Source organism: Paucibacter sp. PLA-PC-4 (genome assembly GCF_026241155.1).
Taxonomy (GTDB): Bacteria; Pseudomonadota; Gammaproteobacteria; order Burkholderiales; family Burkholderiaceae_C; genus Roseateles_E.
Genome location: NZ_JAPFGP010000001.1, coordinates 19,206 through 35,581, shown reverse-complemented (window position 1 = coordinate 35,581; position 16,376 = coordinate 19,206). Strand labels below are relative to the sequence as shown.

Sequence of the window (16,376 nt, the reverse complement as noted above, 5' to 3'; positions counted from 1 at the left end):
GCGCTGCCCTAGCCTCAGGTATTCCACGCTGACACGATCAGCAGCACCTTGCCCGAGATGCCGGGCTTGTTGCTGCCGGCCGGCAGCTCCACCTCGATGCGGATGCCGCCACCCTTGACCGCCTCATAGGTCAGGGCCTGGGTCGCAACACCGATGCGCTGGCTCTCCCAGCTGTGCAGGATGCGCCAGTCGCCGCCCGCGCTGATCGGTGGCTCCAGCGAGATCAGCAGGCTATCGCGGAACAGGTGGCTGCCCTCGAAATGCTGGTCGGGCCAGAAACGCTGATTGACCTGGTAATCGGGCACGCGCACGCCGACGTCCATCGCATAGGCCAGCGTGCGGTCATGGCTGCTGACCTTGGCGCGGTTGGCCAGAAAGACGCTGGACAGATAGACCATATTTCCACCGCTGGTCTGTTGCTGGCTCAGCTGCTGGTGGGTGCGGCAGGCGGGCGAGTCCTCCTCGGTGCTGCGGCGGCTCAGAAACCAGCGCTTGCCGCGTGGCCGCGCCATCAACTCGAACTGGTAGAGCGCTTGCACATCGGTTTCGGCCTCAATCTTCTGCGGCAGCCGCACCTGATCCACCTGCATCCAGATATCGACCCGCACATCGCCAAACAGAAAACGCGACAGGTTCTGGTAGGCCTCCTCGCTGTTGACGATGCCGTAGTAGCCCGAGTGGGCACGGTAGCAATAGGCGGTGGCGCAGGTCTTGGTGACGTTGAGCTGCTTGTCGACCCCCCAGACCGAGGCATTCTCGACCTTGACTAGGCCGTCGCTGCCGTTGCCGGCAAAGGCGCGCGAGATGCCCATGCCCGCCTCATAATCATTGCGATTGGTGCCCACCATGCAGAAGATTCGCTCGATCGGAAACGCCTCCTGGGGCAGAAAGTCGACGCGCTGGTGCTTCTTGTAGATCGCCTGCATATTCAGGTAGCCGGCCATGCGCTCGTGGTTGAAGTTGTTGATGTCGTTAAAGGAAAGCCAGCCGGGCACCTTCATGCCGCCCAGCTGGATACCGTTGTGCGGGGTCGCATAGGTGAAGATCTTGTCGACCGCGTGGCGCGCCTCGTCGCTGCCCAGTGCCGGGTTCTGGATGAACCCGCGCACCACCAGACCGCCCATCGAATGCGCGACCAGATAGCAGCGGAAGTCCTTGGCGGCGATGCCTTCCTGCGCCACCACCAGCTCGCGCACCCGCAGAATCAGCTCGGACAGGCCGCGCGAGTAGTCCTCGATATCGCGCGGCTTGCCGTCGCCGAACAGGCTGGAGCCGCTGTCGTAATAGCGGTAGATGATGACCGAGCGCGCCGGCAGACCGGTGTTGCCGGCGCGGGGCTGCCAGTCGGCATCGGTGATGCCCAGGCCGTTCTCGTAAACATCGCCATAGCCGAACTCAGCCGCCAACCTCAGCAGCGGCGACTCGAAGACAAACTTCTTCGGCGGGTCGCGCTTGTCGGTGCTGGCGCGGTAGACGGTGGAGCCGAGATTGAAGCCACAGAAGGGATCGGTCGCCGTCTCGTCGCGCTCGCCCTCGGTCATCGCATAGCCGCGGACATAGATGATGGGGAAGAAGGGGGCTTCATGCATGGCGCTTGTCTCCACAGGTCCTTAGGCCTGTCGCGCTTATAGCCCGCGCGCACCGCAGCGGGCAATCCTGAGAAGCAAAAACCCGCCAGGGCGAGCCATGGCGGGGTGCGTGGGAGCGTTCCTTACTTACTTGAACTGGTACGTGGCCGTTCCGTACCAGAAGCGTCCGCGCGGGTCGGCGAAGGATCCGGCAAAGCCGGCCGCATGCGAGCCATAGCTGGACGACGCGGTGAACGGCGCCGCGTCATCCAGCAGATTGCGCGCACCGACGCGCAGGGTCAGGTTCTTGAAGCCCTTGTAGGTCACTGCCAGGTTCCAGCGCGAGGTGTCCTTGACCTTGTAGGGCGCGTTGACACCCAGATTGGCATTCACCTGGGCAGCCGACTCGGTCCATCCATTGGTGAACACATGCTCTAGCGCCACATTCACATCACCACGGCTCCAGTCCAGGCCGAGCGTGTGCTGCCAGGACGGCACCGGTGCGATACCGCCGGTGGCTTGGCCGACATAGTCGATCATGGGCTCATCCTTGCCGCTCTGCGTCTTGTACTTCAGCACATAAGTGCCGCTGTAGCTGAGGCCAACCCGGGTGCCGCCGTCGTAGCTGAAGCCGCCACGCATATCGAGATCAATGCCCGAGGTCTCCAGCTTGCCCAGGTTCTCGACCGGCGTCTCGATATAGGACAGCAGGCCGTCCGGCGAGCGCTTCACGCGATTGATGTACTTGCGATACAGCGCCTCGTCGCCCATCAAGGTGTCGCCGGTGATCACACCGATGGTGTCGCGCTTCTCGATATTCCAGTAGTCCAGCGCGATGGTGAAATCGCGCGAGGGCTCGAAGACCGCGCCGAAGCTGAACTGCCGGCTCTTCTCGGGCTTGAGATTAGGGTCGCTGGACAGCTGCACATTGAACTGGGTCAGGCAGCGTGGGTTGTTCTCCTGGCCCACCGGGCAGTCCCAGTCCTGCTGCGCGTCGGCCGTGTTGGTGTTGGCCACCGGGCTGTTGACGTCCCACAGCGTCGGCGCGCGGAAGCCGGTGCCGGCACTGGCGCGCAACAGCAGTTGCTTGCTGGGCTGGTAGCGCAGGCGTGCCATCGGGTTGAAGCTGCTGCCGAAATCGCTGTAGCGGTCATAGCGAGCCGCCAGCGTCGCCTCCAACTCCTTGCTGAAGGGCAGCGCAAGCTCGCCAAAGACCGCATAGATATTGCGGCTGGCCACCGTGGTCGGCACCGAGCCCTCGCCGCCGACATGCAGACCGGCCGAGTAGCTGGCATTGGTCGGTCGGTCCTCGGCCTTCTCCTTGCGCAAGTCCACACCCAGCGCCACCGCCATGGCGCCGCCGCCCATCTGGCCGAGCTCGCGGCTAATCTTGGCGTCATAGGCGAATGTCGTGCCCTTGGAGCGGCGCACCTCACCACGCAGCGAGGCCGCGTCCAGCAGCGCCAGACCTGCTGCGTCGTTGGGGCCAAAGGGGTTGATATTGCCGCTGGCTAAGGCCGCCAGATACGGCGCCTGTAGCAAGTAGCCGTCATAAACCAGCTTGCCGCGCGCCTGCGACAGGTTCACGCCCATGTCGTAATCCCAGCTGCCGAACTGGCCGTTGGCACCGACGACAAAGCGATACTGCGAGTTGGTGTTGTCGCTGATGCGGTTACCCATGTCCAGCGAGCGGGTGACGATCTCCGCGAAGCCGTTGCCATCGGGATCCCAGTCGGCCGCGGTGTAGCCCAGGCCGGTCAGCAGCGCCGCCGGGAAATAGCGGCTGGTGACGGGCATTGCGAAGGGCGGATAGGTGCCGTCGGGATTGACCTTGGCCGCGCCGGAATCCAGCGGCGTCGGCGCGACGCGGCCAACGGTAGCGTTGCGGGAGATCGAGCCCTCGACAAACAGCTGGTGACCGCCGCCCAGCGCGAAAGTACCGCGCCCGTAGACATCGGTCTTCTCGCTATCCGGCAGGTTGTCCAGCATCGCCGCGTAGATGGCACGGCAGTAGCGGGCAGTATTGCCACTGGGCGTCGGGCCGGTGTTCGAAACCACGGTGTTGGCCGGGTCGCAGGCCGAGAACGCGGCACCGGCGCCGGTGTACTGACCCGGGGTGACCAGCTGGTCACCGTCATTGATGAAGATCGCGCCCGGGAAGCCGCGGAACGATGTGGGAGGGAAGGAGCCGGGCACCTCGGTAGCATGCCGCAGATACAGGCCCTGATCGATTGCCTTGACGCGCGCCTGGTCCTTGAAGTTGGCAGTCAGCAGAAGGTTGTAGCCGTCCTTGACTAGGTCGCCCATGCCAAAAGCCAGCGACGCGGTCTTCTCGCTACCACCGATGCTCTTTTCCGGCGCGCCGTAGCGCAAGGTCAGCTCGCCTTTGCTGTAATCCTTGCGGGTGATGAAGTTGATCACGCCGCCGACTGCGTCGGTGCCGTAGATGGCCGAGGCGCCGTCGCGCAGCACCTCAATGCGCTCGATCGCCGCAAAGGGAATGCTGTTCAGGTCCACCGCCGCCGAGCCGCCGATGGAGCCGAAAGGATGGCCTGCCAGGCGGCGACCGTTCAGCAGGATCAGCGTCGAGTTGGCACCCAGGCCGCGCATATTCGCATTGCTGGTAGCGTAGCCCACGCCCTGGGTCGCGTCCGACAGCATGGCCGAACTAGCGGCAACACGACGCAGGATGTCCTCGACATTGCTGGCCCCGCTCTTCTCGATTTGCTCGCGCGAGATCACCGTCACCGGCAGCGCGGTCTCCGACTCCAGTCGCTTGATCGACGAACCGGTGACCGTGACGCGCTCCAACGATTGCTGCTGGGCATGAGCCTGCGGCACATAGACGAGTGCAGCGCCGCCAAAGGCAAGCGCCAGGGCTTTGCAAAGCCTTGAGGGTTTCAGCATGGGGATCCTCTCTCTACGGGAATGAACAGGGGGTGCTGGTTCAGTAGGCTGCGGGCCGGACTGGTAAGCCCAACCTCAAGTCGATATGAAGTTCGCGTTGCGGATTTTTTGCTCCACAGCGCGCACCATGGCTGCGGGAAACCCTCGACGTTGCGGGCCAGCATCGCGCGTGCCAGCCGCCAAACCAATAGCACTTGCCGTCTGTCCGATGCTGCGTTAGACGTGCATCAGAGGCCGAAACTGGCACCCGCGCCAGCCAAGGTCGCCACCCCGATCACCGCAAAGATCAGCGCCGCGATGCCATGCACCAGACGCACCGGGATGCGACCCGCGATGCGGTCGCCCAGTAGCACTGCGGGCACGTTGGCGATCATCATGCCCAGCGTCGTGCCGGCAACTACGGCCACGAAAGCTTGGAACTGCGCGGCCAGCGCGACGGTGGCGATCTGGGTCTTGTCGCCCATCTCGGCGAGGAAGAAGGCCACGATCGTGGTGCCCAACACGCCCAGTTTCAGGCCCTTGCCGCCCTCCTCTTCTTCGTCGATCTTGTCGGGGATCAGGGTCCAGACGGCCATCGCCAGAAAGCCCAGTCCCAGACCCCAGCGCAGCGTCTGCGGGCTCAGCTGTGTGGTAATCCAGGCGCCCAGCGCGCCGGCACCGGCATGGTTGACGGCGGTGGCGATCAGGATGCCCAGACAGATTGGCAAAGGCTTGCGAAAGCGCGCGGCCAGCAAGAAGGCCAAGAGTTGGGTCTTGTCCCCGATTTCTGCGAGGGCCACGATGCCGGTCGAGACGAGAAAGGCTTCCATTGCGAGAACACTCCACGGCCTGCAAGTGCAGCATTGACCATGCCGCCTCCGGCCGTTACCGAGGGTGCATGGTCAAAGGTCTTGCCAGGTGTGGGCACTGCCCGCGCCATGGTTCTCACGAACCAAGTGTGTTGACGCGGGCCTGCAGCGGGATGATCGCTACAGCGGCTACTCCCCAATGACGAGGCCTATTCTAGCCGCTGTCATTAAGGGGCCTCAGCGCCCGGCCGGCCGCCGCAGTGACGGATTTCCCAGATCGAGCTGCTCGAAAGGAATCACCCAAGCGCCCGGATCGAGCTGGCGCAGGTCGGCGCCAGCCTCCTTCAGATCGCTGACGACCACGGTGCGCAGGCTGTCGGCGCGCCAGTAGCGCGCCGCGAACTCGCGCAGCGGCTCGGCACGCACCGCCGCCAGTTGCTGCGGGAGCTGGGCCAGCGTGGCCAGGTCCCGGCCCTGCTGAAGATGCTCGGAGACCAGGCCGGCCAGACCCGCGGTGGTCTCAAGCTGGCGCGCATAGGCGCCGATCAGGCTGGCGCGCCGCGCCGCCAGCTCGGTCTCGCCGACCGGCTCTCGGCCCAGCCGCACCAGCTCGGCGGCCATCAGCCGTGCCACTTCGCCGGCCCGGCCGTGCTGAGTCTGGGTATAGGCGCTCAGCGTGCCGGCGCCGGGCAGGGTCTCGACCTGGCTGACCGCGCCGTAGCTGAGGCCGCGCTTGATGCGCACCTCCTGACTCAGCCGCGCCGAGTAGCCCTGACCCAGCACCGCATTGGCCAGCATGCCGGTGCGCTGGGCGGCCGCATCCTCGCTGCCGGGATAAGGCGCCAGCAGTTGCACTGCGCTCTGGCCGGCCCCGCTCAGATCCAGTAGCACGGTCCGCACCGGCAGCGGCTGCGCGCGCAGCGGCTGCAATGCCGGGCCGGCCGGGCGCAGGCTGCGCCAATCGCCAAAGTGCGACTCGGCCAGCGCACGCGCCTGGCCCAGATCGAGGTCGCCGGCCAGTATCAGTGTTGTGGAATCCGGCCGCAGTTGCTGGCGCTGAAAGGCCAACAGATCCTCCCGGCGCAGCCGTGCCAGGCTGGCCGGCGTCGCGATCTGGCCGGCGGGGCTGTCGCCCCAGAACAGGCGCTGGCCCAGCAGTTGGGCCAGCAGGGCCGGATCGGACAGGCTGAGCCGGAAGCTGGCGATCAGCTCGGCGCGGGCGCGTTCGATCTCGGCCGGCGGCAGCGTGGCCCGCTGCAAGAGATCGGCAAGCAGAGCCAGGCCGTCGTCCAGCTGCGGCGTCGCCAGGGTCAGTCCCAGGCTCCCCGAGGTGCTGCCGTCACCGATCTCGAGGCTAGCACCCAGGCTCTCGGCGACGAAGGCAATATCGGCCGCATCGACCGCCTGGCCCTCGCGTCGCGCGCCCTTGCTGAGCATCAGCAGACCCAACTGCGACAGCCCCGCCTTACCCTGCGGGTCTAGCAGGCTGCCAGCCTGGCCCAGCAGCAGCTCGACCGTTACCAGCGGTACGCCGCGCCGCTGTGCCAGCACCATGCGCAGGCCATTGCTCAGGCGCAACTCCTGCAGCCGGGGCTGGGGCAAGGGCCGCGCCGGGCCAGGTGCGGGCATCTGGTCGAATCGCTGTGCCCACAGCAGGCCCGGCGGTAGCGGCGCCGCCAGCAGCCCGGCCAGCAGGCGGCGGCGCCTCATCGCTTGTCTCCGTACAGCACTGAGACCTTGGCAGCCTGCAAGACATGGCGGCGCAGTGCTCGCTGCACATCGGCCACGCCGACCGCCTGCAGCTGCGCCAGCTCCCGCTCGGCCAGGCTTGCGTCGCCCCGCAGCAGCAAGGCATGGCCCAGGGCCAGCGCGCGGCCCTCTGGCGTCTCGCGCTCCACCAGCAGCTTGTTGAGCAGCTGAGCCTTGGCCTTGGCCAACTCCTCGGGCAGCACCGGCTCATGGGCGAGGCGCTCGACCTCGGCCACCAGTTGTTTGAGCAGAAGTTCGCCGCTCAAGGCGCCGGTCGAGACCGCGTAGGCGGCCAGCAGACCGGCATCGGCATTCAGCAGCGCGTCGAATCCCACGCTTTGTGCGACCCGCTGCCGGTATACCAAGGCCTCGGTCAGCCGGGCCGAATCACCCTGGGCCAGCAGGGCCTGGGCCACCTGGAGCGCCGGGGCCAGCTCGCTGGCCGCCTTGGGCCCCTGCCAGATGACCAGCGCTGCCGGCAGCGGCGCTCGGGCCGGCAGATGATGAAACTCCTCGCGCGCGCGCCGCGGCTCGGCGCTGGCGATCTTGGGCACCGGGCTCGCCGGCGCGCGGATGCTGCCGAAGTAGTGGTCGACCCAGCGATCCAGCTGGCTTGCATCAAACTCGCCGGCGACGATCAGCAGCGCGTTGTCCGGCCGGTAGAAGGCGCTGTGAAACTCACGCACATCACGCAGCGTAGCGGCGTCGAGCTCGGCGATATTGCCGATCACCGGCCGCTTGTAGGGATGCTGCTGATAGCCGTAGCTCGATATCGCGTTGAACAGCAGGCCATAGGGATCGGCCAGCACGCGCTGGCGGAACTCCTCCTTGACGACCTCCCGCTCGCTGTCGAAATTGGCCTGGTCCAGGTTCAGATTGGCCATGCGCTCGGCCTCGGCCCAGAGCACCGGCTCCAGGTGGTTGGACGGCACCGTGCAGTGGTAGACCGTCATGTCCTCAGCGGTGAAGGCGTTGTTGTTGCCGCCGACATCCTCGGTCATGCGATCGAACTGCTCGTTCGCCATATGCCGCGTGCTCTTGAACATCAGGTGCTCGAACAGATGGGCTAGGCCGGAGCGCCCCGCTGGATCGTGCTTGCTGCCGACCCGGTACCAGAGCTGCACGCTGACACTGGTGCTGGCTACCGGCAGCGCCATCACGGTCAGCCCATTGACCAGCTGACGGCTCGTGAAGGCCAGCGGCGGCAGCTGCAGGCCGGCCGCCAGACTGGCAAGACCTGTCCCCGCCGCCGCGATCAGCAGGCTGCGTCGAGGGACACCATGGTGCAAAGTCATGGCGCGCAGCATAAGGGCAATGCTGACAGCGGCTGTCAGCAGAGGCCGCGCAAGATGTCACCACCCATCTATGCTTAGGAGCCAAGCCCGATGAACTTCGCCTACACCCTCGTCTACGTCGCCGACGTCGCCGCCTCGCTGGACTTCTACGAGCGCGCATTCGGCCTGCAGCGCCGCTTCCTTCACGAGTCCGGCGCCTATGGCGAACTCGAGACCGGCGCCACCGCGCTGGCGTTTGTCGACCATGCGACCGCACGGGAGAGCGTCGGCGGCGACTATGTCGCCGCCGACGCCAGCCCCCGCCCTCTAGGCATGGAGATCGGCTTCACCACAGGCGATGTGGCAGCGGCCTATGAGCGCGCTGTGGCCGCCGGCGCCACCGGCCTGGCCGCGCCGACCGTCAAGCCCTGGGGCCAGACCGTCGCTTATGTGCGCTGCCCAGACGGCTCGCTGGTGGAACTGTGCTCGCCGATGGGCTGATGACCCCTCAGGCCTTGCGGCGGCGCACCACCACACCCACCGCCACCAGTCCCAGGGCCATCAGGCCGTAGGTCGAGGGCTCGGGCACCGGCGCTGCGCTCAGCACAAAGGACAGATTGTCGGCGTAGCCGTCGTTGTCGCCGCCGCCCAGACGCTCCATCGTCAGCCAGAACTGCAGGGTGGCGGTCTGGGTCGGAAGCAGGCCGCTGGCCTCGCGATAGAACAGGCCGGTCTGGTTGCCGCGATCGGCCGGGCTCAGCGGGCCGATCTCGGTGCTGCCGAGCATCTGGCCGGACAGGTCCAGAAACGACACGAAGAGCTTGGCGTTGTCGCCCTGCTCCTGCCAGCCGCCCAGCCAGCCGCTGAGTTTGAAGCTGTCCCCGGCGCCGGAGAGCTGATCCAAGTCCAGCGACTGCCAGGCCACCGCGCGCGCGCCCAGACCGGTGAACATCTGGGCGCCACGGTCGGCCGGACCCGGCTCGCTGGGCTTGACCCAGTTATTGCCGTAGCTGACCGACTGGACGAAGTCGTACTCATCGAAGCCATTCCAGCCACTGGTGCCCTGTTCGGCACCGCCATTGACGATCAGGTTCTGGTCGTAGACGGCAGCCTGGCTGAGACCGGCGACGAGGCCCAGCAGGGTGCTCGCGATAAGGTTTTTGATTTTCATGATGGACTCGTGAAGTGTTAGGGGTTCAGGGATTCAGGGGCGGTATTGGTCAAGCACAGCCGGGCCACCCAGGGCCGGGTCGCTGATCGAGGCCTCACCGGTCTCGATATGGCCGGCGAGGCGGCGGCTGAAGCCGGCCAGTTCGCGCACCTTGACCGAGAGGTCGTACCAGTGGCGGCTCTCGGCCAGCGGCAGGCGCAGCTCCAGCGAGGCGCCAGCGGCCACCTTGTGCAGCTGCACAGGCTCGTCGCTGTACTTCAGCGCGCGCAGCTCGAAGCTGGCCGCCACCGTGCCATGGTTGTGCAGGCGCAGCAGCAACTCACCGTAGACACGGTCGCTGCGGGCCTCGATCTCGGGCCGGGGCTTGTTGGTCACCGGAGTCAGCGAGCCAGTGAAGTGGCGATGGAAGCCGTTGGGGCCTAGCACCCAGAGGTCGTAACTTCCGGTGGCCGGCGTCCAGCGCCCCTCCAACTGCTTGCCGGCCTCCACCGTGTAGCGGCGCGGCAGCGCGCCCAGCGCCAGGCGGTCGTAGACATGGAAGACCGCGCCGGCCTCACCCTCGTTCTCAAATCGGAGCAGCAGGCTGGCGCCGTCCTGGCGGGCCTGCACCTGCAGCTCGTAAGGCAGTGCGCGGGCCGGACGCACGCCCTCTTCCTGCAGTGGCGCCGTCAGGCTAGACGGGGTCGCCGGGGTTTTGGTCTTGGTTAGCGCGCGGGCGCGCTCGCGCAACGCGGCGGTCTCGGGCAGCAGGTGGATGAAGGGCTGGTCCTCCGGATTGCGGAAGTCAAAGCAGCTCTGCAGATCGCCGCTGACCGCGCGGCGCCAGGGGCTGATAAGCGGCTCTTGCACGCCGAAGCGTGCCTCGATGAAGCGGAGCACCGAGCTGTGATCAGCCACCTGAGAATTGACCCAGCCGCCCTTGCTCCAGGGCGAGATCACATACATCGGCACGCGTGGGCCCAGGCCGTAGGGACGGTGGTGATAGAGCGCGTTCGAGCCGTTCAGGTGATGGTGGTACTCGCCTACGGTATCGACCGTCGAGGCGCCGGCCAGGCGGGCGCGGCTCGGGTCGGCGTCATAGAGCTCGTAGGACGGCGCGGCCGGCGGCGGCATATGGTCAAAGAAGCCGTCGTTCTCATCGAAGTTGACCAGGAATACGGTCTTGCTCCAGACCTCCGGATTGGCCGTCAGCGCGTCCAGCACGCGGGCCGTGTAATCCGCGCCAGAGGCCGGGCTGGAGGGGCCGGGGTGCTCGGAGCCTTCGGCGGTGGCAACGATCCAGCTGACCTGGGGCAGCTTGTCGGCCAGCACGTCGGCCTTGAGCTTGTCGAGGTCGCGCGTGCTGACGCCGCGCTCGCGCAGCACCTGCGAGTAGCCGGGGCGCTGGTACCAGGCGTCGCGGAAGGGCCGGAAACCCGCCAGTGGGTTGTCGGTGAAATTGTCCGCCATGTTCTGGTAGACCTGCCAGCTGATGCCCGCGTCCTGCAGGCGCTCGACATAGGTGATCCAGGTGTAGTCGGTCGCAGGATTGGTGTTAAAGCTGTCGCGGCTGTTGTCAGTTGACGGGCCGCCGGCCACGGCCAGCGGGTCGTTATGGCCGGTCCACAGGAACAGGCGATTGGTGTTGGTGCCGGTCTGGGTGGCGCAGTGGTAGTGGTCGCACAGCGTGAAGGCCTCGGCCAGCGCGAACTGGAACGGCAGGTCCGCGCGGGCGTAGTGGCCCATCGAGTGGTTCTGCTTGGCCTTAGGCCAGTTGTTCATGCGGCCCAGGTCCCAGGCGGCCTGTGAATCAGGCCAGCTGTGCGGCGTGCCGGCCACGCGCATCACGGAGAAGTCCTGCTCGGTGTTCAGATGGAAGGGCGCGATCGCAGTGCGGCCACCGCCCCACTCCGGGCGGCCCGGCACCGGCGCACCTGTGCCGATGGGCTGAACGAACACGCTCTTGCGCGTGAAGGTGCCCGGGCGATCCAGCACCGGCACAGGGAAGGGGTCACTGAATCCTCGGACGCCGGCCAGCGTGCCGAAGTAGTGGTCGAAGCTGCGGTTCTCCTGGGTCAGGATCACGATGTGTTCAACATCGTTGAGCGTACCGCTGCGGTGGTTGGCGGGGATGGCCAGCGCACGCTGGATGGCGGGCGGGAAACTGGCCAGGGCGGCCGAAGCACCGGCGCCGGCGGCGAGGCTGCGCAGAAAACTGCGGCGATCTTGCTGGGACTTCATAGTGGGAAGGCTCCTGTGGGACGGCGGTCCCGTTCTGGTTGTCGAACGGGACGCAATCTAGGAGCTCTTTATGAAGCTCAACAAAATCTCAATAGGCCGAACGGACCCGTTCGGCCGACCAATGTGCGGCTAGTGGCCGGGGTCTGCCGTCGGTGCCGGCTCGGCCACCACGCGCGCATAGCGCTGGAAGCTCCAGTAGGCCCAGGCCCAGTCCATCAGAACGACCAGGCGGTTGCGAAAGCCGATCAGGAAGTAGATGTGGACAAACAGCCAGAACAGCCAAGCGAAGTAGCCGCTGAACTGGAAGCGCCCGACATCGGCCACCGCTGCCTTGCGGCCTATGGTGGCCAGCGCGCCGTAGTCCTGATAGCGGAAGGGGGCCAGGTCTTGTCTGCCGGCGATGGCCGCCATAATCTGGCGGGCGGCATGGCGGCCCATCTGCTTGGCGCCCGGGCTAACGCCGGGAACCGGCTTCATGCGGCCGTCCCTCTCATGGCTTTGCGCGGCGGCCAGGTCGCCGACCACGAAGATCTCGCGGTGGCCGGGAATGTTCAGCGCGCTGTCGACGATGACGCGGCCGGCGCGGTCCAGCGGCACGTCAAGGGTCTTGCCCAGCGGTGAGGCCGCCACGCCGGCGGCCCAGACCACGGTGCGCGCCGCGATGCGCCGCCGCTCGCCTCCCTGCTCGACCTCGATGCCCGCCACGTCGATGCCGACCACGCGGGCGCCAGTCTGCACCTGCACACCCAGGCCCTCCAGCTGGGCCTTGGCCTTGGCCGAGAGTTCGGGTCTGAAGGCCTGCAGCACCCGATCCGAGCCCTCGACCAGCAGCACCTGGGCGCTGGCCGGATCGATGCGACGGAACTCATTTTTTAGCGTGTGGCGGGCGATCTCGGCCAGGGTACCGGCCATTTCGACCCCGGTCGGGCCGGCGCCAATCACGACGAAGTTCAACCAGGGTCGACGCGCCGCCTCGTCCTCCAAGGTCTCGGCCTGCTCGAAGGCCAGCAGTACTTTGGCGCGCAGCTTGAAGGCATCGGCCAAGGTCTTCAGCCCTGGTGCGTATGCGGCCCACTCATCGCGGCCGAAATAGCTGTGGGTAGCGCCGCTGGCGACGATCAGATAGTCGTAGGGCAGGCGCTGGCCATCGGCCAGCGCCACCCGCTGCGCGGCCTTGTCAACACCTGACACCTCGGCCATCAGCACGGTGACATTGCGCTGGCGCCGCAGCATATGGCGGATCGGCGCAGCGATTGAGGGCGCCGACAGGCCGGCTGTGGCCACCTGATAGAGCAGCGGCTGGAACAGATGGTGGTTGCTGCGATCGATCAGCGTGATGTCGACCGGCGCATGGGCCAGCGTGCGCGCGGCCTCCAGGCCGCCAAAGCCACAGCCGATGATCAGAACCCGAGGCCTTTGCATTCATGCTCCCGCAGTATTTCGGGGCATTGTGGATCAGGCGCCGAGCAGCTTCTCCATATAGACGCTGAAGGGGTCGGCGCGGTAGCCGCCGAAAGGGCCGCAGCGCCGATAGCCCAAGCGTTCGTAAAGCCTGATGGCGGGTCGCTGGCGCACGCCGGTCTCCAGCCGCAGCAAGGGCCGGCCGGCGCACACGGCCTCCACCTCCAGCGCCGCGATCAGCGCGCCGCCCAGGCCCTGGCCGCGCGCCTCGGGGCGAACCATCATGCGCTTGAGCTCGGCACAGTCCTCGCGCAACACGATCGCCCCGCAGCCCTGCACCCGTGTCTGTGCATCGCGCACCACTAGAAAGCGCACCTCGGGCCGCAGCAAGGCCTCGACATTGAGCAGATGGTTGCTGGAAGCTGGGTACAGCGCGCTTTGGAAAGCGTCCAGCGCATGGATCAAGGCCAGCACCTCGGGCTGATCGGGGCGCTCACGCGCCAGGCTGGGTTCGAGGGCAAGGGCAGAACTGTTCACGGTGTACGGCTCGGGTGAACACGGGGAGGACAACATGGGCACGATGCCGGCGGCGGCCGGTGGTCAAAACAGGGGTTTGAATAGAGTTCCACATGCAAGCGGCGTGCCAGCGCGCCGAATTCCAGGTCCGCTTCCGGCGAGCCAGAGCGGCATGGCGAGCCTAGGCTGCAGATCTTCTCAACCCTTGGACCGCCACCCCATGACAACCCATTTCCGCATCACCGGCCTGTCGCCTGAGCCCTTCCGCCCGCTGTTCGATCTGAGCGACGCAGAGCTCGCCGAGCGCCATATCGTGCGCCGCCGCGCCCAGGCCGGCCAGACCCTGCCCGACCGCATCGAGCTGCGCCCGGCCCGGCCCGGCGAAAGCTGCCTGCTGCTGAACCACATGCACCTCGACGTCGACAGCCCCTACCGCGCCAGCCACGCGATTTTTGTGCGCGAGGGCGCGGAAGCCGCCTTCGAAGCGGTGGACAAGCTACCCGAAATGCTGCGATACAGCCTGCTGTCACTGCGCGCCTTCGACGCGCAGGGGCTGATCGTCGATGCCGGCGTCGTCGAGGGCCGCATGGCCGAGAGCCTGATCGACCACCTGCTGGGCCAGCCCAGCACGGCCTTCATCCATGCTCACTACGCCGGCCATGGCTGCTATGTGGCGCGCATCGGGCGCGCCTGATCGTCAGACGCAGTGAAAACGCTGGACGATGCCCGTCCAGCGCCCCTGCTCCAGGCGGTGTTCGCTGAAGTGGCCGTGGCTGCGGACCGTGATCACGCGCCGCCAGAAGGCCCGGGCGGGCCAATTGGCCGGCATCTGGCCGACCTCCCAGTCACCCGGCAGCGTCTGGAACACATGGGCGGCCAGCGCCGCGCCGACCCCGGCACGGCGGTACTTCTTCAGCACGAAGAACTGGTCCATCCACCAGCCCTCGGGACCGACCTTGACGCGCCTGTCCACCGTCGCGAAGCCGGCGTAGCGGCCGGACACCGTCGCGATGAAGGCATGGCAAGTGGGCGAGCGCCAAAAACTCTCCAAGTCGTAGCCGAACTCACCGTTGGCATCGAGGTCCTGGTCCCAGATATCGGACAGCTCGTACTGGTAGAGCTCCAGCATGCGGGCCAGCGGCGGGCGGTCACTGGTCTCGCAGCGGCGCAGCGCGAGCACGGCCATCACACATAGGGCCGCTCGCGCAGCCATTTGGTGGCGATGTATTTGACGCCGGCTAACACCGGCACCCCGGCGTGCAAGGTGACAGGGTCCTCGACACCGCGCGCATCGACATCGGCAAAGTACAGCGCCGCGCCGCGCGAGGGCCGCACCTCGAAGCCCAGCTGCGGAAAGCGAGTGCCGCCGCCGGCCTCGACCTCGCCCAGGTAGAGGATGCAGGTGCCGACCCGCTGGCCGCCCTGCTGCAGATGGCGCTGGCTGCCGGCATGGGCCGGGTTGAAGAAATCGTGGTGGGCGCGGTACTCGCCGCCCGGCCCGTAGCGCAGCACCTGCAGGCCCTCGCCATGGTCGACCGGCCAACGCAACAACGCGGCCAAACGCGCTTCGATAGTGGCCACCAGCGGCGTCTCGCCGCGCTGGAACCAGGCACCGGCGCTCGTGCGGTGCTCGTGCGCCCGAGCCTCGCCGAGCTGCTCGTCGACCACCGTGGAGCGTGCCAACCGGGTCTCGGCCAGGGCAATCATCGCCGCGCACTCGGCCTCGGTGAGCAGGTTCTCAAACAGCGCGATCTGCGGCGCATCCAGAACCGCCGCGACGCGCACGCGCTGGCCGGCGCAATCGATGCGGTTGGCCTGCAGCTCGGGCACGGGCCGCGCTCGCAAAGACTGGCCCAGCGCCGCAGGCAGCGCCGGGGCGCCACCGATGACCTCGTCCAGCGCCCGCTCGGCCACAGCCGGGGCAAAACCGCCCTGCACCAGCAGCGGCAGCATGGTGTGGCGGCTGCAGCCGCGCGCGACGTTCTCGCGCAGCCAGGCTTGCCAATCGGGGGTCAGCTGTTGAATCGACATGGCCTGATGTTACTGACAGCACGGCGTCAGCAGTGTGAAGCGAGCATCGGAAGCCGCCACAATGGAGGGATGCGCCGTGCCGACCGCCTGTTCCAGATCGTCCAGCTCATTCGTGGGCGCCGTCTCTCCACCGCCGAGTTCCTGGCCCAGCGCCTGGAGGTGTCGGTGCGCACCGTCTACCGCGACGTGGCCGCGCTGCAGCAGCAGGGCGTGCCGATCGAGGGCGAGGCCGGTGTCGGCTACCGGATGCGGGCCGGCTTCGACCTGCCACCGCTGATGTTCACCAAGGACGAGGCCCAGGCCCTGGTGGCCGTGGTGCGGCTGGCGCGGCCGGCGCTGGACGCCGGCCTGATCGCGCCGGCCGAGAGCGCGCTATCCAAGATACTGGCCGTGCTGTCGCCGGCCGCGCGCGCGGCGGCCGAGAGCCTGGCGGTCTACGCACCGCACAGCGGCATGGACGAAGGCCTGAGCCAGCGCCTGATGCGACTGCGCGAAGCCACCGAGAGCCGTCATAAGCTGCGCCTGCAGTATCTGGACCTTGGCGGCGCCAGTACCGAGCGGGTGGTGCGTCCGCTCGCCTGCTTTTTCTGGGGCCCGGTCTGGACCGTCGCGGCCTGGTGCGAAAAGCGCAGCGATTTCCGCAGCTTCCGGGTCGACCGGATTCAAGACCTGACCCTGTTGGACGAGCGCTTCCGCGACGAGCCCGGTAAGACCCTGGCTGACTTGGAGAGGGCGCAGGCCCTAGACTGAG

The 16,376-nt window shown here is 67.0% G+C and carries 14 protein-coding genes and 1 riboswitch; of the genes, 3 read left to right on the top strand and 11 right to left on the bottom strand.

What is annotated here, in order from left to right:
* Window positions 1–14: 14 nt before the first annotated feature.
* From OOZ63_RS00195 to OOZ63_RS00175, 5 genes are all read right to left on the bottom strand, one after another.
* Entirely contained in the window at window positions 15–1,589 is a 1,575-nt protein-coding gene (locus OOZ63_RS00195) for an esterase/lipase family protein (RefSeq protein ID WP_266003282.1), read from the bottom strand.
* A gap of 126 nt (window positions 1,590–1,715) precedes the next feature.
* Window positions 1,716–4,475: a TonB-dependent receptor plug domain-containing protein gene (locus OOZ63_RS00190; protein WP_266003281.1), complete on the bottom strand. Its 2,760-nt coding sequence runs from the start codon at window positions 4,473–4,475 to the stop codon at window positions 1,716–1,718.
* Between the two features lie 227 nt (window positions 4,476–4,702).
* On the bottom strand, window positions 4,703–5,284 hold the full coding sequence (locus tag OOZ63_RS00185; RefSeq protein WP_266003280.1) for a TMEM165/GDT1 family protein: 582 nt from the start codon (window positions 5,282–5,284) through the stop codon (window positions 4,703–4,705).
* A gap of 12 nt (window positions 5,285–5,296) precedes the next feature.
* Window positions 5,297–5,477: riboswitch (yybP-ykoY riboswitch) on the bottom strand.
* 23 nt (window positions 5,478–5,500) lie between these two features.
* A complete protein-coding gene (locus OOZ63_RS00180; protein ID WP_266003279.1) occupies window positions 5,501–6,973 on the bottom strand; it encodes a M16 family metallopeptidase in 1,473 nt (490 codons plus the stop codon).
* On the bottom strand, window positions 6,970–8,307 hold the full coding sequence (locus tag OOZ63_RS00175; protein WP_266003277.1) for a M16 family metallopeptidase: 1,338 nt from the start codon (window positions 8,305–8,307) through the stop codon (window positions 6,970–6,972). Before OOZ63_RS00175 ends, OOZ63_RS00180 begins: the two co-directional genes overlap by 4 nt.
* Window positions 8,308–8,397: 90 nt before the next feature.
* On the opposite strand from OOZ63_RS00175, the gene OOZ63_RS00170 reads away from it, so the two are divergent.
* Window positions 8,398–8,787 carry a VOC family protein gene (locus tag OOZ63_RS00170; RefSeq protein WP_266003276.1) on the top strand — a complete coding sequence of 130 codons (390 nt, stop codon included), beginning with the start codon at window positions 8,398–8,400 and terminating at the stop codon, window positions 8,785–8,787.
* Window positions 8,788–8,794: 7 nt separating this feature from the next.
* On the opposite strand, the gene OOZ63_RS00165 is transcribed toward OOZ63_RS00170, so the two are convergent.
* From OOZ63_RS00165 to OOZ63_RS00150, 4 genes are all read right to left on the bottom strand, one after another.
* Window positions 8,795–9,457 carry a PEP-CTERM sorting domain-containing protein gene (locus tag OOZ63_RS00165; RefSeq protein WP_266003275.1) on the bottom strand — a complete coding sequence of 221 codons (663 nt, stop codon included), beginning with the start codon at window positions 9,455–9,457 and terminating at the stop codon, window positions 8,795–8,797.
* A gap of 33 nt (window positions 9,458–9,490) precedes the next feature.
* Window positions 9,491–11,677, bottom strand: a complete 2,187-nt coding sequence (locus tag OOZ63_RS00160) for a phosphocholine-specific phospholipase C (RefSeq protein WP_266003274.1) — start codon at window positions 11,675–11,677, stop codon at window positions 9,491–9,493.
* 129 nt (window positions 11,678–11,806) lie between these two features.
* Window positions 11,807–13,099, bottom strand: coding sequence for an NAD(P)/FAD-dependent oxidoreductase (locus tag OOZ63_RS00155; protein ID WP_266003273.1), 1,293 nt, complete (start codon window positions 13,097–13,099; stop codon window positions 11,807–11,809).
* Window positions 13,100–13,132: 33 nt separating this feature from the next.
* Window positions 13,133–13,615, bottom strand: a complete 483-nt coding sequence (locus OOZ63_RS00150) for a GNAT family N-acetyltransferase (RefSeq protein ID WP_266003272.1) — start codon at window positions 13,613–13,615, stop codon at window positions 13,133–13,135.
* A gap of 199 nt (window positions 13,616–13,814) precedes the next feature.
* On the opposite strand from OOZ63_RS00150, the gene OOZ63_RS00145 reads away from it, so the two are divergent.
* Window positions 13,815–14,288, top strand: a complete 474-nt coding sequence (locus OOZ63_RS00145; RefSeq protein ID WP_266003271.1) for a DUF1203 domain-containing protein — start codon at window positions 13,815–13,817, stop codon at window positions 14,286–14,288.
* A gap of 3 nt (window positions 14,289–14,291) precedes the next feature.
* Here OOZ63_RS00145 and OOZ63_RS00140 read toward each other — a convergent pair whose 3' ends face one another.
* Entirely contained in the window at window positions 14,292–14,807 is a 516-nt protein-coding gene (locus tag OOZ63_RS00140; RefSeq protein WP_266003270.1) for a GNAT family N-acetyltransferase, read from the bottom strand.
* Entirely contained in the window at window positions 14,780–15,625 is an 846-nt protein-coding gene (locus OOZ63_RS00135; protein ID WP_266003269.1) for a 2OG-Fe(II) oxygenase, read from the bottom strand. The genes OOZ63_RS00140 and OOZ63_RS00135 overlap by 28 nt, the downstream gene beginning before the upstream one ends.
* A 69-nt stretch (window positions 15,626–15,694) precedes the next feature.
* On the opposite strand from OOZ63_RS00135, the gene OOZ63_RS00130 reads away from it, so the two are divergent.
* On the top strand, window positions 15,695–16,375 hold the full coding sequence (locus OOZ63_RS00130) for a helix-turn-helix transcriptional regulator (RefSeq protein ID WP_266003268.1): 681 nt from the start codon (window positions 15,695–15,697) through the stop codon (window positions 16,373–16,375).
* Window position 16,376: the final 1 nt, after the last annotated feature.

Coding starts and splice junctions, on each gene's coding strand:
- OOZ63_RS00130 (WP_266003268.1), top strand. CDS start 15,695: ATGCGCCGTGCCGACCGCCTGTTCCAGATCGTCCAGCTCATTCGTGGG.
- OOZ63_RS00195 (WP_266003282.1), bottom strand. CDS start 1,589: ATGCATGAAGCCCCCTTCTTCCCCATCATCTATGTCCGCGGCTATGCG.
- OOZ63_RS00190 (WP_266003281.1), bottom strand. CDS start 4,475: ATGCTGAAACCCTCAAGGCTTTGCAAAGCCCTGGCGCTTGCCTTTGGC.
- OOZ63_RS00160 (WP_266003274.1), bottom strand. CDS start 11,677: ATGAAGTCCCAGCAAGATCGCCGCAGTTTTCTGCGCAGCCTCGCCGCC.
- OOZ63_RS00185 (WP_266003280.1), bottom strand. CDS start 5,284: ATGGAAGCCTTTCTCGTCTCGACCGGCATCGTGGCCCTCGCAGAAATC.
- OOZ63_RS00180 (WP_266003279.1), bottom strand. CDS start 6,973: ATGAGGCGCCGCCGCCTGCTGGCCGGGCTGCTGGCGGCGCCGCTACCG.
- OOZ63_RS00155 (WP_266003273.1), bottom strand. CDS start 13,099: ATGCAAAGGCCTCGGGTTCTGATCATCGGCTGTGGCTTTGGCGGCCTG.
- OOZ63_RS00175 (WP_266003277.1), bottom strand. CDS start 8,307: ATGACTTTGCACCATGGTGTCCCTCGACGCAGCCTGCTGATCGCGGCG.
- OOZ63_RS00135 (WP_266003269.1), bottom strand. CDS start 15,625: ATGTCGATTCAACAGCTGACCCCCGATTGGCAAGCCTGGCTGCGCGAG.
- OOZ63_RS00165 (WP_266003275.1), bottom strand. CDS start 9,457: ATGAAAATCAAAAACCTTATCGCGAGCACCCTGCTGGGCCTCGTCGCC.
- OOZ63_RS00170 (WP_266003276.1), top strand. CDS start 8,398: ATGAACTTCGCCTACACCCTCGTCTACGTCGCCGACGTCGCCGCCTCG.
- OOZ63_RS00140 (WP_266003270.1), bottom strand. CDS start 14,807: ATGGCTGCGCGAGCGGCCCTATGTGTGATGGCCGTGCTCGCGCTGCGC.
- OOZ63_RS00145 (WP_266003271.1), top strand. CDS start 13,815: ATGACAACCCATTTCCGCATCACCGGCCTGTCGCCTGAGCCCTTCCGC.